At 67.4% G+C, this 15,187-nt stretch carries 15 protein-coding genes and 1 pseudogene; 13 read left to right on the top strand and 3 right to left on the bottom strand.

The window, feature by feature from the left end:
- Positions 1-874: class 1b ribonucleoside-diphosphate reductase subunit beta (gene nrdF / locus ACRDU5_RS21935; RefSeq protein ID WP_526617095.1), on the top strand; the 874-nt coding region annotated here is incomplete at its 5' end.
- 49 nt (positions 875-923) lie between these two features.
- On the top strand, positions 924-1,250 hold the full coding sequence (locus ACRDU5_RS21930) for a DUF3349 domain-containing protein (RefSeq protein ID WP_526617094.1): 327 nt from the start codon (positions 924-926) through the stop codon (positions 1,248-1,250).
- 6 nt (positions 1,251-1,256) lie between these two features.
- Here the strand turns inward: ACRDU5_RS21930 and ACRDU5_RS21925 are convergent, their stop codons facing one another.
- A complete protein-coding gene (locus ACRDU5_RS21925) occupies positions 1,257-2,246 on the bottom strand; it encodes an iron-siderophore ABC transporter substrate-binding protein (RefSeq protein WP_526617098.1) in 990 nt (329 codons plus the stop codon).
- 319 nt (positions 2,247-2,565) lie between these two features.
- On the opposite strand from ACRDU5_RS21925, the gene ctaD reads away from it, so the two are divergent.
- Complete coding sequence (gene ctaD / locus ACRDU5_RS21920; protein WP_526617097.1) at positions 2,566-4,311, top strand: aa3-type cytochrome oxidase subunit I; 1,746 nt, start codon at positions 2,566-2,568, stop codon at positions 4,309-4,311.
- 22 nt (positions 4,312-4,333) lie between these two features.
- Entirely contained in the window at positions 4,334-5,569 is a 1,236-nt protein-coding gene (gene serB, locus ACRDU5_RS21915; RefSeq protein ID WP_526617093.1) for a phosphoserine phosphatase SerB, read from the top strand.
- Here the strand turns inward: serB and yczR are convergent.
- Positions 5,566-7,008 (bottom strand): MocR-like transcription factor YczR, encoded by a 1,443-nt coding sequence (gene yczR / locus ACRDU5_RS21910; protein ID WP_526617092.1) that lies wholly within the window; start codon positions 7,006-7,008, stop codon positions 5,566-5,568. The two genes, serB and yczR, sit on opposite strands and share 4 nt — an antisense overlap.
- Positions 7,009-7,071: 63 nt before the next feature.
- On the opposite strand from yczR, the gene ACRDU5_RS21905 reads away from it, so the two are divergent.
- The 7 genes and pseudogenes from ACRDU5_RS21905 (at position 7,072) to ACRDU5_RS21875 (ending at position 12,488) form a co-directional block, all read left to right on the top strand.
- Positions 7,072-7,224, top strand: coding sequence for a hypothetical protein (locus ACRDU5_RS21905; RefSeq protein ID WP_526617091.1), 153 nt, complete (start codon positions 7,072-7,074; stop codon positions 7,222-7,224).
- 90 nt (positions 7,225-7,314) lie between these two features.
- The gene (locus tag ACRDU5_RS21900; RefSeq protein WP_526617090.1) at positions 7,315-8,157 is read left to right on the top strand and encodes an ABC transporter ATP-binding protein; all 843 of its coding nucleotides are present in this window, start codon (positions 7,315-7,317) and stop codon (positions 8,155-8,157) included.
- Complete coding sequence (locus ACRDU5_RS21895; protein ID WP_526617089.1) at positions 8,154-8,951, top strand: NUDIX hydrolase; 798 nt, start codon at positions 8,154-8,156, stop codon at positions 8,949-8,951. Before ACRDU5_RS21900 ends, ACRDU5_RS21895 begins: the two co-directional genes overlap by 4 nt.
- Positions 8,948-9,598 (top strand): enoyl-CoA hydratase, encoded by a 651-nt coding sequence (locus ACRDU5_RS21890; protein ID WP_526617088.1) that lies wholly within the window; start codon positions 8,948-8,950, stop codon positions 9,596-9,598. The genes ACRDU5_RS21895 and ACRDU5_RS21890 overlap by 4 nt, the downstream gene beginning before the upstream one ends.
- 10 nt (positions 9,599-9,608) lie before the next feature.
- Positions 9,609-10,607, top strand: a complete 999-nt coding sequence (locus ACRDU5_RS21885; RefSeq protein ID WP_526617087.1) for a class I SAM-dependent methyltransferase — start codon at positions 9,609-9,611, stop codon at positions 10,605-10,607.
- Between the two features lie 2 nt (positions 10,608-10,609).
- Positions 10,610-11,767: pseudogene (locus ACRDU5_RS21880) on the top strand (THUMP-like domain-containing protein); the annotation flags it as partial.
- Between the two features lie 22 nt (positions 11,768-11,789).
- Positions 11,790-12,488: an esterase gene (locus ACRDU5_RS21875; protein WP_526617086.1), complete on the top strand. Its 699-nt coding sequence runs from the start codon at positions 11,790-11,792 to the stop codon at positions 12,486-12,488.
- Here ACRDU5_RS21875 and ACRDU5_RS21870 read toward each other — a convergent pair.
- Positions 12,485-13,771: a BamB-related PQQ repeat family beta-propellar protein gene (locus ACRDU5_RS21870; protein WP_526617085.1), complete on the bottom strand. Its 1,287-nt coding sequence runs from the start codon at positions 13,769-13,771 to the stop codon at positions 12,485-12,487. The genes ACRDU5_RS21875 and ACRDU5_RS21870 overlap by 4 nt on opposite strands.
- A 70-nt stretch (positions 13,772-13,841) precedes the next feature.
- Between ACRDU5_RS21870 and ACRDU5_RS21865 the strand changes: the two genes are divergently transcribed.
- Both ACRDU5_RS21865 and ACRDU5_RS21860 read left to right on the top strand, forming a co-directional pair.
- Positions 13,842-14,579 carry an acyltransferase gene (locus ACRDU5_RS21865; RefSeq protein ID WP_526617084.1) on the top strand — a complete coding sequence of 246 codons (738 nt, stop codon included), beginning with the start codon at positions 13,842-13,844 and terminating at the stop codon, positions 14,577-14,579.
- Positions 14,580-14,726: 147 nt separating this feature from the next.
- Positions 14,727-15,187 (top strand): adenylate/guanylate cyclase domain-containing protein (locus ACRDU5_RS21860; protein WP_526617096.1); only part of this gene is annotated, 461 nt, incomplete at its 3' end.

The raw sequence follows: 15,187 nt of genomic DNA, 5'->3' as shown, positions 1-15,187 counted from the left end.
CTTCTGGCTGCCGGAGAAGGTCCCGGTCTCGAACGACATCCAGTCGTGGGCGACCCTCACGCACGACGAGCAGCAGCTCACGATGCGCGTGTTCACCGGCCTGACGCTGCTCGACACGATCCAGGGCACCGTCGGTGCGGTCAGCCTGATTCCCGACGCGCTGACCCCGCACGAGGAGGCGGTCTACACCAACATCGCGTTCATGGAGTCGGTGCACGCCCGCAGCTACAGCAACATCTTCTCCACGCTGTGCTCGACCGCGGAGATCGACGACGCCTTCCGCTGGTCGGAGGAGAACCCGAACCTGCAGCGCAAGGCCGAGATCGTGATGCAGTACTACAAGGGCGACGAGCCGCTCAAGCGCAAGGTGGCGTCAACCCTGCTGGAGAGCTTCCTCTTCTACTCCGGCTTCTACCTGCCGATGTACTGGTCGAGCCGGGCCAAGCTGACCAACACCGCTGACATGATCCGGCTGATCATCCGCGACGAGGCGGTGCACGGCTACTACATCGGCTACAAGTATCAGAAAGGGCTGGCGCTCGAGGACCCCGCCCGCCAGCAGGAGCTGAAGGACTACACCTATGAGCTGCTCTTCGAGCTCTATGACAACGAGGTGGAGTACACCCAGGATCTCTACGACGAAGTCGGGCTCACCGAGGACGTCAAGAAGTTCTTGCGCTACAACGCGAACAAGGCGCTGATGAACCTCGGCTACGAGGCGCTGTTCCCGCGCGACGAGACCGACGTGAACCCGGCGATCCTGTCGGCACTGAGCCCCAACGCCGACGAGAACCACGACTTCTTCTCTGGCTCGGGCTCGTCCTACGTGATCGGCAAGGCCGTCAACACCGAAGACGAGGACTGGGACTTCTAGACTCGTACGACGGTGGCGGGCATGCCGAATTGCCAGGACACTGGGCATTGTGACCGCCACCTCGCTGCTGGGCTCGATTCTGCGGTGGTTGCGTGCCGGCTACCCCGAGCGCGTTCCGGGAGCCGAGCGGGTCCCGCTGCTGGCCCTCCTGCGCGCCACGCCGTTGACCGACGAGCAGGTCAAAGAAGTGGTGCGCAACATCACCACCAACAAGTCCAGCCCGGCCGTCGACGGGCCCATCGACGGGGATGAGATCGCCGCCTTCATCAAGGACGTCACCGACCACGACGCCGGCCCGGAAAACGTCAGGCGGGTGGCCACCAAACTGGCCGCCGCGGGTTGGCCGCCGGCTGGTGTCGAGAAGGACAGGTCGTAACCGCCGTCAGTTGATCGGCGCGTTGATCCAGCGCAGGTCCGCCAGCATGCCGCGGGCGGCAACGATGCCCCGGCCGGCCTGCCACACCTCGTTGTTGACGACGAAGACCCGGTTGTCCTTGTTGGCGGACAGCTTGCGCCACGCATCGCTGCCCATTACCTCGCCGGCGCGGTCCTTGGCCGCCGGTGAGTTGAACGACACGTAGACGATGTCTCCGTCGGCGATGGAGAAGTCGGGAGAGTTCGCCAAGTCGACGTCGCTGGTGCCGATCTCGACATACGGTTTGTCGGTAAACCGTTGCGCGGCAGGGCGATCCGCGCCGACGCGGGCCAGCACGCTGCCGGGGAAGCTGTCGGTGCCGTAGACCCGCATGGTGGTGTCGGTGAGCTGCACCACCGATGCCTGGAAGTGCGCGGCGTCGTTCTGGGCGCCGGTCTGGTCGGCGGCGGCGTTGAAGCCGTCGAGCAATCCGGTGGCGGCCGCGGCCCGGCCGGTTGCCTCGCCCACCGTCCGGATGGTGTCCTCCCAGGCCGCGCCGGGCGCCCCGGTGAACACGGTCGGGGCGATCTCGGACAGAGCGGGGTAGGCCTGCGGGGTCAGGGCCGCCGATCCCAGGATCAGGTCGGGGTTCGCGGCCCGGATCGCACCCAGATCGGGCTCGCTGCGGGTGCCCACCGCGGGCACGTCGTGCACGACGGTGCCCAGGTACCACGGCTGGCTGGTGGATCCGTCGGGCAGGGCGGCGCCGACGATGCGCGACTGCAGCCCCAGCGCGCACAGCGCATCGAGCTGATCGCCGGAGAGCGCCACGATGCGCTGCGGGTCGGCGCGTGCGCCGGGGTCGACCGGCGCCGGATCCGGCGCACAGGATTCGTCGGGCCTGCGCTGATTGCCCAGTACGGCCGCGTCCGCGATCTTGGTGGTGCTGGTGATCTCCGCCTGCTCGGCCGCCGGCGAGGACGGCGCCCCGTCCGGGGAGCTGCAGCCGCTGAACATGGTCACCGCCACCGCGGTCAGCACGGCCGCCCCGGCAGCGAGGACTGGGGGTACTCCCCTCGCAAGCTGGGGGCCCACCCGCCTGCGCGGGACGGGCGCCGGTCGGCGGATCAGCACGGGCCGACGGTAGCAGCTGCCGGTATTTGTGGCGTTTGTTGCGGCCGCGACCCGCGTTTTGCAGCAACAAACGCAACAGTTGGGCATAGCTGCAAATCGATTACGACGGTTTGTAGGACCCATGCCGACAGAGGGCCCGTCGGGAGATAGGATTCGAACAGCAACATTGCGGGGATACCCGGATGAACGTTTGGAGGACCTCTTGGTAGCCGAAGCGCCCCCGGTCGGAGAACTCGAGGCCCGTCGTCCCTTCCCGGCGCGGCTCGGCCCGAAGGGCAGCCTGGTCTACAAAATGCTGACCACCACCGATCACAAGTTGATCGGCATCATGTACTGCGTCGCCAGCCTGGCGTTCTTCTTCACTGGCGGCCTGATGGCACTGTTCATGCGCACCGAGTTGGCGGCGCCGGGCCTACAGTTCCTGTCCAACGAGCAGTACAACCAGCTGTTCACCATGCACGGCACGGTGATGCTGCTGTTCTACGCCACCCCGATCGTGTTCGGGTTCGCCAACCTGGTGCTGCCGCTGCAGATCGGCGCCCCCGACGTCGCGTTCCCGAGGCTGAACGCGTTCTCGCTGTGGCTGTTCATCTTCGGCGCGACGATCGCGATCGCCGGCTTCATCACCCCGGGTGGCGCCGCCGACTTTGGCTGGACCGCCTATAGCCCGTTGACCGACGCCATCCACTCCCCGGGCGCCGGTGGCGACCTGTGGATCATGGGCCTGGCCGTCGCCGGTCTGGGTACCATCCTCGGCGGGGTCAACATGATCACCACGGTGGTCTGCATGCGCGCGCCCGGCATGACCATGTTCCGGATGCCGATCTTCACCTGGAACATCCTGGTGACATCCATCATGGTGCTGCTGGCGTTCCCGCTGCTGACCGCCGCGCTGTTCGGCCTGGCCGCCGACCGCCACCTGGGCGCGCACATCTATGACCCGGCCAACGGCGGCGTGCTGCTGTGGCAGCACCTGTTCTGGTTCTTCGGACACCCCGAGGTGTACATCATCGCGTTGCCGTTCTTCGGCATCGTCACCGAGATCTTCCCGGTGTTCTCCCGCAAGCCGATCTTCGGCTACACCACGCTGATCTACGCGACGCTGTCGATTGGCGCGCTGTCGGTGGCGGTGTGGGCACACCACATGTACGCCACCGGCGCCGTGCTGTTGCCGTTCTTCTCCTTCATGACGTTTTTGATCGCCGTGCCAACCGGGATCAAATTCTTCAACTGGATAGGCACGATGTGGAAGGGCCAGTTGACGTTCGAGACACCGATGCTGTGGTCGGTGGGCTTCATGGTCACCTTCTTGCTCGGCGGACTGTCGGGCGTGCTGCTGGCCAGCCCGCCGCTGGACTTCCAGGTCACCGACTCCTACTTCGTGGTCGCGCACTTCCACTACGTGCTGTTCGGCACGATCGTGTTCGCGACCTTCGCCGGCATTTACTTCTGGTTCCCCAAGATGACCGGGCGGCTGCTTGACGAGCGGCTGGGCAAGCTGCACTTCTGGATGACGTTCATCGGCTTCCACACCACCTTCCTGGTGCAGCACTGGCTGGGCAACGAGGGCATGCCCCGCCGCTACGCCGACTACCTGCCCACCGACGGGTTCACCGCGCTCAACATCGTCTCCACGATCGGGGCATTCATCGTCGGTGCGTCGATGCTGCCGTTCGCGTGGAACGTGTTCAAGAGCTGGCGCTACGGCGAGCCGGTGACGGTCGACGATCCGTGGGGCTATGGCAATTCACTGGAGTGGGCCACCAGTTGCCCGCCGCCGCGGCACAACTTCACCGAGTTGCCCCGGATCCGTTCGGAGCGACCGGCGTTCGAGTTGCACTATCCACACATGGTGGATCGAATGCGCGCCGAGGCGCACATCGGGCGGGCCCACGGCCCGGAGGACCGCGACGTCACCAGGTTGGACGACGAGAACGTCCGGACCTGATGGCGGCTCGCGTCAACCGGGGGTGAGCACGTCCAAGGTGTCGGTGTTGATCACCGTCACCGGAGTCGACCAGCCGGGCGTGACATCCGCACTTTTCGAAGTCCTATCCCGGCACCATGTTGAGCTGCTCAACGTCGAACAGGTCGTCATCCGCGGTCGCCTGACGCTGGGCGTGCTGGTATCGGGCACGGCGGAGGTGGCCGGCGGCGCCGAACTGCGCGAGGAGGTCGAGGCGGCCATCCACGGCGTGGGCCTCGACGTGACCATCGAGCGCAGCGACGAGCTGCCGGTCATGCATGAGCCGTCCACCCACACCATTGTCGTGCTGGGCCGGCCCATCACCGCCGAGTCCTTCGGCGTGGTGGCCCGCGAAGTGGCCGCGCTCGGCGTCAACATCGACTTCATCCGCGGTGTGTCCGACTACCCGGTGACCGGGCTGGAGCTTCGGGTGTCGGTTCCGCCCGGCGGGGCCTACCAGCAGCTGCAGACAGCACTGGCAAAAGTGGCGGTCGACGAGGGTGTGGACATCGCGCTCGAGGATTACAGCCTGTCACGACGGGCTAAGCGGCTCATCGTCTTTGACGTCGACTCGACGCTGATCCAGGGCGAGGTGATCGAGATGCTGGCCGACCGGGTCGGCGCACATGCCGCGGTCGCGGAGGTTACCGAGGCCGCCATGCGCGGCGAGCTGGACTTCGCGGAATCGCTGCATCGGCGGGTGGCGCCGCTGGCGGGCCTGCCGGCCGAGGTGCTCGAAGAGGTCGGGGAGCAGATCCAGCTCACGCCCGGCGCGCGAACCACGCTGCGCACGTTGCGGCGCTTGGGGTATCACTGCGGCATCGTGTCCGGTGGCTTCCGGCAGGTGATTGACCCGCTCGCGCACGAACTGATGATGGACTTCGTCGCGGCCAACGAACTCGAGATCGTCGACGGAAAGTTGACCGGCCGGGTCATCGGACCGGTCATCGACCGGCCCGGAAAAGCCAAGGCGCTGCGGGATTTCGCCCAGCAGGCAGGCGTGCCGATGGAGCAGACGGTAGCCGTCGGCGATGGCGCCAACGACATGGATATGCTGGCCGCCGCCGGCCTTGGCGTGGCGTTCAATGCCAAACCGGCGGTGCGTGAGATCGCCGACGCGTCGCTGAACCACCCGTATCTCGACACCGTGCTGTTCATCCTCGGCATCACCCGCGGCGAGATCGAGGCAGCCGACAAGATAGACGGTGTGGCGCGCCGGGTCGACATACCCGACGACTAGACCACAACAGCCTTCGGTTCGGGCGCGGTTGCTCCGGTCACCGAACGCCAAGCGCGGGACAGCAATTCCACCGCCTCGGACAACTGCTCTTCGGGCAGCGCGTAGGGGACCCGGATGAACCGCTCCAACGTGCCATCGACACCGAATCGCGGACCCGGAGGAATATCAAGACCCATCCGTGACGCGGACGCTGACAGCGCAGAACTCATCGGCGCCGGCAGCCGCACCCACAGCGACATTCCTCCGACGCCCGGGCCCGGCCGCCAGTCCGGAAGATGCTGGTTCAACAGCGATTTCAGCAAGGCACGTCGTGTCCGCAAGATTTCCCGCCGCTCGGGCAGGAGTTCGTCCCGCTGCGCGAGAAGCCGTGCGGCCGCGAGCTGTTCAAGTACAGCCGTCCCCATGTCGATGGACGGGCGAAGGGCGGCGATCGTGGCGATCGTCGTTTGCTCGGCGCGAATCCAGCCGACCCGCAGGCCGCCCCAGAACGACTTCGACATCGAACCGACGGTCAGTACCAGGTCGCGTCGTGTCGTCATCTCCGCAGCCATCGGCGCCGGCATCGGTTGGTCGAGCCACATGTCGAGAATGGTCTCGTCGATGACGGTGCGCGTCCGGGTTTCGGTGATGATGCCCGCCAACCGCTTTCGGTCCGCCGTCGGCATTGTCAGCCCGGTGGGGTTCTGGTTGTCGGGTATCAGATAGGCAAGACTCGGCGACAGTTGATGCACCGCGGCCTGCAGTGCGTCGAGTTCCCAGCCGTCCTCCGTCATCGCCACCGGGACGGGTCGCGCACCGGCGGTGGTGATGGCCGACAACGCGCCGTGATACGTGGGCTGTTCCACCAAGACGCGGTCGCCGGGCTGTACATACGTCGTCAGGATCAGGCCGATGGCGTGCAGCGCCCCGGTCGTCACCATCACCTCGTCGGGTTCGGTGGGAAGGCCGCGCTCGCAATATCTTTCGGCGATCGCCTGCCGCAGCGCACCCACCCCGACCAGTTCGTGGCCGGGCTCATGCAGGTACGGCGTCACGTCGTGGGTCGCGTCGGTGAACGCCTCCATCACCGCGGCGGCCGGAGCGGACAGCGCCGCGGCGGCCAGGCTCACCGCTGGTGGCGTGGTGTCGGTGCGGACCGCCGGCGCGACGGGCAGGGCGGTGGTGCTGCGCGCCCCGCGGCGGGCATTCAGGTAGCCGTCGTCGCGCAAGTGCGTGTAGGCGGCGGTGACCGTGGTGCGCGACACCCGCAGCGCGTCGGCGAGCGCCCGCTCGCTGGGCAGCCGGGCGCCGACCGGAAGTCGCCCGTCGATGATCAGCAGCCGGATGGCGTCGGCCAGGCCCTGGTAGACCGGGCCGCTGCGACTGGACGTGCGCCAGTTGCCGAGCTCGCGGGCCAACAGGTCCACATCGAGCGTGCGGGCCGCCAATTCGATGGTCATTTGCCGACCAGTATGCGCCAACTGGCTATTGAAAGGCAAGCCAGTTGGCTCGATCATCGACCCATGAGCACGAATTGGACATCTCGATTGGCCCGGACGTGGGCCAAGTTCTCCAGGCCCTCCGAGAGAATTCCGGCGGAGTTCCTCGACCGTGACGCGGAGCGGGTGCGCCGCGAACTCGAACTGATACGGATTCGCTTCCCACACCATGCGTAGCGCCACGGTGGCGAATGCCAGCGGTTTGGACGTGAAAGTTGGCGCGAGGCGCAACCGAGCACGCCGAAATCGCTTCACTACGATGGGCGAGTGCCCGACACCGAAGGCGATGCAGCCGACCCCGACCTGCTGATCGACTTCGCCAAGGTCACGCTGCGGCGTGGCCGCCAGGTTCTGGTCGGGCCGGTTTCGTGGACGGTGGAACTCGACGAACGCTGGGTGGTCGTCGGGCCGAACGGCGCGGGCAAGACGTCGCTGCTGCGCATCGCCGCCGCGATGGAACATCCGTCATCGGGCACGGCCTACGTGCTCGGCGAACGGCTGGGCCGGGTCGACATGTCCGAACTGCGTTCCCGCGTCGGCCTGAGCAGCTCGGCGCTGTCGCAGCGGGTGCCCGACGGGGAAGTGGTGCGTGATCTCGTGGTGTCGGCCGGATACGCCGTGCTCGGCCGATGGCGGGAGCGCTACGAGGACGTCGACTACAACCAGGCCATCGACATGCTGGAAAGCGTCGGCGCCGAACACCTTGCCGATCGTACGTACGAGACGCTGTCGGAGGGGGAACGCAAACGCGTCCTGATCGCCCGTTCTTTGATGACCGACCCGGAGCTCCTGCTGCTCGACGAGCCGGCGGCGGGCCTCGATCTCGGCGGCCGCGAAGAGCTGGTGGCGCGGCTGGCCGACCTGGCCGCCGACCCCGACGCCCCGGCGATCGTGCTCGTCACCCACCACGTCGAGGAGATCCCGCAGGGCTTCAGCCACGCCATGATCTTGTCGGAGGGGCAAGTGGTCGACGCCGGTTTGCTGCCGGACGTGCTGACCGCGGAGAATCTGTCCACGGCGTTCGGCCAGTCCATTGCCCTGGAGGTCATCGACGGGCGCTATTTCGCCCGCCGCACCAGATCCAGGGCAGCGCACAGGAGGCGTGCATGACCGAACAGCCGCTCACCCCCCGTCCCGCGGCCACGGTGATGCTGGTGCGCGACACTGCCGACGGCATCAAGGTGTTTCTGATGCGGCGGCATTCCGCGATGGACTTCGTCGCCGGCGTGATGGTGTTCCCAGGCGGCGGTGTCGACGACCGCGACCGCAACGCCGAGATCACCTGGGCCGGACCGGATCCGTCGTGGTGGTCGCAGCGGTTCGGTGTCGAGACGGACCTGGCCGAAGCGCTGGTATGCGCTGCCGCCCGCGAAACCTTCGAAGAGTCCGGGGTGCTGTTCGCCGGTCCGGCCGACGACCCGCACGGCATCGTCGGCGACGCCTCGGTGTACCGGGATGCCCGCTCGGCCCTGGTGGACAACTCGCTGTCGTTCGCGGAATTCCTGCGCACCGAGAACCTGGTGCTGCGCGCCGACCTGCTGCGGCCGTGGGCGAACTGGGTGACCCCCAAAGAGGAGCGCACCCGTCGCTACGACACCTACTTCTTCGTCGGTGCGCTTCCGGAGGGTCAGCGTGCCGACGGCGAGAACACCGAAACCGACCAGGCCGGCTGGGTCACGCCCGACGCCGCACTCGAGGACTTCGTGGCAAAACGAAGCTTCCTGTTGCCGCCGACCTGGACGCAATTGGACTCGTTGGCCGGCCGCAGCGTCGCCGAGGTGCTGGCGGTGGAGCGCAAAATCGTCACCGTGCAGCCGAATCTGACCATTACCGAGGGGAACTGGGAGTTCGAGTTCTTCGACGGCGAGCGCTACAACGAGGCGCTTCAGGGGCGATCACCATGACCGAGTTCGTCAACATCTACTTCAACGAGGAGCGTCCGGGCATCGCCACCCTGGTGCTGTCGCGGCCGCCGACCAATGCGCTGACCCGGCAGATGTATCGCGAGATCACTGCTGCCGCCGCCGATCTGGGCGCGCGCGCCGACGTCGCGGCGGTTATCGTGTTCGGCGGGCATGAGATCTTCTCCGCCGGCGACGACGTGGCCGTGCTGCGGACGCTCAACGCGGACGAAGCCGCAGGGGCCGCCCGCGTCAGCCGGGACGCCGTCGAAGCGCTCGGTGCGATCCCGAAACCGACCGTCGCCGCGATCACCGGTTACGCCCTTGGCAGCGGCCTGTCGCTGGCGCTGGCCGCGGACTGGCGGGTGGCCGGCGACAACGCCAAGCTCGGCGCCACCGAGATCCTGGCCGGGCTGACTCCGGGCGGAACGACCCGGTTGGCGCGCGCGATCGGCGTGAGCAAGGCCAAGGATTTGGTGTTCAGCGGGCGGTTCGTCGACGCCAAGGAGGCGCTGGCATTGGGCCTGATCGACGAGATGGTGGCCCCGGACGCGGTGTACGACGCCGCCGTGACCTGGGCGGAGCGCCTCGTCGACCATCCGTCGCAGGTATTGGCCGCCGCCAAAGCGTCGTTTGATGACGGCCGTTAGGCTGCCCTGCATGAGTTTCGAGGAATCCGGCGCTCGATCCGATGTCGTCGGCCAGCCGACTCCGAGGCCCCACGCCACGGCGGAGGAAGTGGAGGCCGCACGGCACGACTCCAAGCTCGCGCAGGTGCTCTACCACGACTGGGAGGCCGAGTCCTACGACGACAAGTGGTCGATCTCCTACGACAAGCGCTGTGTCGACTACGCCCGCGACCTCTTCGACGCGATCGTGCCCGACGAGGACGTTCGTGGGCTGCCGTACGACCGGGCGCTGGAGCTGGGCTGCGGCAGCGGCTTCTTTCTGCTGAACCTGATCCAGGCGGGGGTGGCGCGGCGTGGCTCGGTCACCGACCTGTCGCCGGGCATGGTCAAGGTGGCCACCCGCAACGGTCAGTCGCTTGGCCTGGACATCGACGGCCGGGTCGCCGACGCCGAGGGCATCCCGTACGACGACGACACCTTCGATCTGGTCGTCGGCCACGCGGTGCTGCACCACATACCCGACGTCGAGCTGTCGCTGCGCGAGGTGGTCCGGGTGCTCAAACCGGGCGGGCGGTTCGTGTTCGCCGGTGAGCCGACCAATGCAGGCGAACGCTACGCTCGCCCGCTGTCCACGCTCACGTGGCGCGTGGTGACCAACGTGACCAGACTGCCGGGCCTGACCGGTTGGCGGCGCCCGCAAACCGAGCTCGACGAGTCGTCGCGTGCCGCCGCGCTGGAGGCGATCGTCGACCTGCACACCTTCGAGCCGAGCGACCTGGAGCGGATGGCCACCGCGACCGGCGCCGTGGACGTGGACAGCGCCACGACCGAGTTCACCGCCGCCATGCTGGGCTGGCCGCTGCGCACCATCGAGGCGGCGGTGCCGCCGGGACGGCTGGGCTTGGGCTGGGCCAGGTTCGCGTTCAGCAGCTGGACGACGCTGTCGTGGGTGGACGCCAACGTCTGGGGCCGCATCGTGCCCAAGGGCTGGTTCTACAACGTCATGGTCACCGGGGTTAAGCCGTCGTAGATTTCGGCCTTGAAACCGTCGCGTATCTGCGCAGCGCGGTGGGAGTGCAGGCGCTGCGCGATGTCCAGGGCTACGGGTTGACGGATGCGACTCGGGTCACCGACATCGCCTCGGTACGAAGGCAATTCGGTGACCGCGCGCCGGTTCTGGTCGAGACCGTGTTGTTGCGCCGTCGGGCGGGCGCCAAATTCGCCGACCCGTCGGGCTGGTTGTTCACCGACGACGCGCTGCAACAGGCCACCGCCGAGCCGGTGGCCGAGCATCGGGCCCGACGGCTGGCCGGCGCCCGCGTGCACGACGCCACCTGTTCGATCGGCTCGGAGCTTGCCGCACTGCGCAATTCGGCCGCCTACGTCGTCGGCAGCGATCTGGACCCGGTCCGGCTCGCCATGGCACGGCACAATGTCGGCGACGTCGAGCTGTGTCGGGCCGACGCGTTGCGCCCGGTCACCCGCGACGCCGTCGTGGTCGTCGACCCGGCCCGTCGACGGTCCGGCCGGCGACGGTTCGACGCGCGCGACTATTCCCCGCCGCTGGATCGGGTGCTGGATGTCTACCGGGACCGCGATCTCGTCGTAAAATGCGCGCCCGGAATCGATTTCGGACAGCTTCACCGGCTCGGCTTCGAAAGCGAGGTCGAGGTGATATCGCTCGGCGGCAGCGTGCGCGAGGCGTGTCTGTGGTCGCCGGGCCTGACCGAGGCGGGCGTTACCCGCCGCGCCACCATCCTGGACACCGCCGAGCAGATCACCGACGCCGAACCCGGCGACTGCCCGGTGGCACCCGCTGGCCGATGGATCGTCGATCCCGACGGCGCGGTCGTCCGTGCCGGGCTGGTGCGCCACTACGCGGCCAGGCACGGGCTCTGGCAGCTCGACCCCGAGATCGCCTACCTGTCCGGCGATCGGCTGCCCGATGGCATGCGCGGCTTTGAGGTGCTCGACGAACTCGGCTACAGCGAGAAACGGCTGCGTCAGGCCCTGTCCGCGCGCGACGCGGGCGCCGCCGAGATTCTGGTGCGCGGGGTGGACGTGGACCCCGACATGCTGCGGCCCAGGCTGCGATTGCGGGGTTCGCAGCAGGTCACGGCGGTGATCACCCGGATCGGCTCTGGTACGGCAAGTAGGCCAACGGCATTCATTTGCCGACCGTCGCGCTAACGCCACGCGTACGCTGGCAACGATGCGCACTCTAGGGATGGCCGCACTGCTGGCGGCCGGCATTCTGACCGCTGGACCCGGCGTAGTGGTGGCCGGAGCGCAGACGGCGTGTGCGGATCTCGGCGGCACCGTCGACGCGGACCAGATCTGCCGTGTGCATGCCGCCGAGCCCAGCTACACGCTCGATTTCGGCTTCCCGGTCGACTACCCAGACCAGCGCGCGCTCAGCGACTACCTGACCCAGACCCGCGACGGCTTCGTCAACGTCTCCGAGATGCCCGACTCGCGCGACATGCCGTACGCGCTCGACGCCAGGGGTACCGGCTATCGCTCCGGACAGCCGCCGGGCCGCACCCAGAGCGTGGTGTTCGAGGTCTACCAGAATGTCGGCGGCCCGCATCCCCAGACTTGGTACAAGGCGTTCAACTACGACCTTGTCAAGGGTGCACCGATCACCTACGACACCTTGTTCAAGCCCGGCACCAAGCCCCTCGACATCATCTTCCCGGCCGTCCAGCGCGAGCTGGAGAAGCAGACGGGAATCGATCAGCCGATATCGCCCGGGGACGGGCTGGACCCGTCGAACTACCAGAACTTCGCGGTCACCGATGACGCGGTGATCTTTTTCTTCGGCCAGGGTGAACTGCTGCCCGGAGCGGCGGGTGCCACTCAGGCATCGGTGCCGCGCACCGTGCTCGCCCCCATCCTCGCCGCGCCTTAGGCCGGCGCGAACCCGTATACCTGACCGTCGCTGGTGGCGGTGACGACGCGGCGGTCGTGGCCGACGGACACTCCGACGGGCCAACCGGTGGCCTCCGGTAGCGGATAGCTATTTACGGTGCGGCCGTCGGCGGGGTCGAACACCAGAAGTGCCTGCCCGTTCTCGCCGTCGCGTAAAACGCCGTAGGCCACATGGGCGCCCGCTTGGCTGGACGTGGTCAACGGCGTGACGTCGTCGCGGGTCCACGCCACCTCGCCGCGGTCGCCGCCATCCTTGATCGCGACCAGCTTCGCGCCCGGTCCGCCGCCGGAGACGATCAGGCCGTCCGGGGACACCGACGGCGGGGTCTGCGCCAGGAAGTCCAGCGGCACCGACCATTTCGGTTCGCCGTCGGCGGAGTTCAGTGCCCACAGCTGCTTGTCACGGCCGTTGACGTACACCGTCGATCCATCCGCGGACGCCACCGGGCTGGCCATCACCCCGCCGGTGACGGCGTCGCTGGTCCACGCCGCCGAAAGCACCGGGTTCTGCTTGGCGTTGTACTTCAGCCCGACCAGAGCGGACGTCCGGGCGCCGGGGTGCCACAGCCCGATCACCACGATGCCCGCCGCTGCCGCGAATGCGGGCGCGGAGGCCACCGGGCAGCGCGGCCTCGCCAGCCGGCAATCGGCCAGCCCGCGTAGGGAGTCGTTCGGGTCGACGCCGGCCACCAGGTCCATTGGGCTGCCCACCACGTTGCCATTTTGGGCGTCGAATACCAGGACCTGACCGAGGTGCGTCACCACAAACAGGTGGCCCGGCGCGAGAATCCTTGGGGTGGTTGGCATTCCGATCACCGGTCGACGCCAGCGGATCCACTGTGTCGGCGGGAAAGACAGAATCGCGCCGGGCTGGCCGACGTAGAGGTTGTCGAAGCCGTCGAACAACGGGCTCGACCATCCGCCACCCTGGACCAATCGGGTGCACCAGCGTTGGCGGGCGTTGTTGTCGGTCTCCCACACCATCAGCGAGCAGCCGGCCGGGGTTTGGGCGTTGACCGCCAGATAGCTGCCCGACCCCAGCGCCACGGCGGCCGCCAGCTCGCCCTTGACCGATCGGGTCCACTCCAGGTTCAGGGTCTCGGCGCCGGCGATCGCCGCGTAGCTGCTATTCCCGGCATCGCGATATTGCGCCGGCCAGCCGGACGCGGCGTGGGCCTCGACCCAGGAGTCGGTGCTCCCGCACCCGGCGAGCCCACCCGTGATCAGCGCGGTAAGCGCCAGCACAATGAGTCGCCGAAACACGGTTTCCTTTCTTCGGGCCCACGTGAGGGTAACCGTTTCAAGCAAGAGCGCTCGCGTAGGCTTTCCGGCCATGACGACCATGTGGAACGCGCCACTGCACAAGCGCTGGCGGGGATCGCGGCTCCGGGACCCGCGGCAGGCCAGATTCCTCACGATGGCGTCGCTGAAGTGGGTGATCGCCAACCGGGCCTACACGCCGTGGTACCTCGTGCGTTACTGGCGGCTGCTGAAGTTCAAGCTCGGAAACCCGCACATCATCACCCGCGGCATGGTCTTCCTCGGTAAGGGCGTCGAGATTCAGGCCACCCCCGAGTTGTCGACGATGGAGATCGGACGCTGGGTCCACATCGGCGACAAGAACACGATCCGCTGCCATGAGGGCTCGCTGCGCTTCGGGGACAAGGTGGTGCTCGGCCGGGACAACGTCATCAACACCTACCTCGATATCGAGCTGGGCGCCTCGGTGCTGATGGCGGACTGGGTCTACGTGTGCGACTTCGACCACAAGATGGACGACATCAACGTGCCGATCAAGGATCAGGGCATCCTCAAAGGGCCGGTGCGGATCGGGCCTGACACCTGGGTCGCGACCAAGGTCACCATCCTGCGCAACACCACGATCGGGCGGGGTTGCGTACTGGGATCGCACGCGGTGGTCAAGGGCGACATTCCGGACTATGCGATCGCGGTGGGTGCGCCGGCCAAGGTCGTGAAGAACCGCAAACTCGCCTGGGACACGGCGGCGGCCCAGCGGGCCGAGCTGGCGGCCGCGCTGGCCGACATCGAGCGCAAGAAAGCCTCGCGCTAGCTTTTTCCCGCGAGAGTGCGTGTCTGCTCCGCGACACGCCGCGAAACCCTGTGCAAACGTGCACGCTCGCGCGTGGGCGAGCGTGCCCGTTTTGACCGCACCGTTGTGCTGACGGTGACACGATGTTGCCGTGAGTGGCGGTCGGCAATGACCACAGCGGCGCTGGAGTGCGCGTCCTGCGGCGCGCAGCTGACCACAACGGCCAAGTTCTGCAGCGAATGCGGCACGGCTGTCAGTCAGTCGCGGTCGCCCGCTGAGTACAAGCAAGTCACGGTGCTCTTCGCCGACGTGGTGCATTCGATGGATATTGCCGCTGCGGTGGGTGCGGAGCGGTTGCGGGAGATGATGACCGAGCTGCTGCACCTTTCGTCGGCGGTGGTGCAGCGCTATGGCGGGACCGTGGACAAGTTCACCGGCGACGGCGTTATGGCGGTGTTCGGCGCACCGGTATCGCTGGAGGACCACGCATTACGGGCCTGCATGGCCGCACTGGATATCCAGCAGGAAGTTCAACGTCTCGCGGTCGAGCTGCAGGAGCGCGGCGTTGCTTTTCGCTTGCGAATCGGACTGAACTCCGGTGAGGTGATTGCCGGTGAAATAGGTTCTGG

Source organism: Mycobacterium sp., from assembly GCF_050701515.1.
Lineage (GTDB): Bacteria > Actinomycetota > Actinomycetes > Mycobacteriales > Mycobacteriaceae > Mycobacterium.
This window is presented reverse-complemented; position numbering and strand designations above follow the sequence as displayed.

Bases quoted from the DNA above. Each gene is read 5' to 3' on its own strand.
- ACRDU5_RS21875 (WP_526617086.1), top strand. From the start codon at position 11,790: ATGCGCACTCTAGGGATGGCCGCACTGCTGGCGGCCGGCATTCTGACC.
- ACRDU5_RS21865 (WP_526617084.1), top strand. From the start codon at position 13,842: ATGACGACCATGTGGAACGCGCCACTGCACAAGCGCTGGCGGGGATCG.
- ACRDU5_RS21890 (WP_526617088.1), top strand. From the start codon at position 8,948: ATGACCGAGTTCGTCAACATCTACTTCAACGAGGAGCGTCCGGGCATC.
- ACRDU5_RS21905 (WP_526617091.1), top strand. From the start codon at position 7,072: ATGAGCACGAATTGGACATCTCGATTGGCCCGGACGTGGGCCAAGTTC.
- ACRDU5_RS21925 (WP_526617098.1), bottom strand. From the start codon at position 2,246: ATGTTCAGCGGCTGCAGCTCCCCGGACGGGGCGCCGTCCTCGCCGGCG.
- ACRDU5_RS21895 (WP_526617089.1), top strand. From the start codon at position 8,154: ATGACCGAACAGCCGCTCACCCCCCGTCCCGCGGCCACGGTGATGCTG.
- ACRDU5_RS21885 (WP_526617087.1), top strand. From the start codon at position 9,609: ATGAGTTTCGAGGAATCCGGCGCTCGATCCGATGTCGTCGGCCAGCCG.
- yczR (WP_526617092.1), bottom strand. From the start codon at position 7,008: ATGACCATCGAATTGGCGGCCCGCACGCTCGATGTGGACCTGTTGGCC.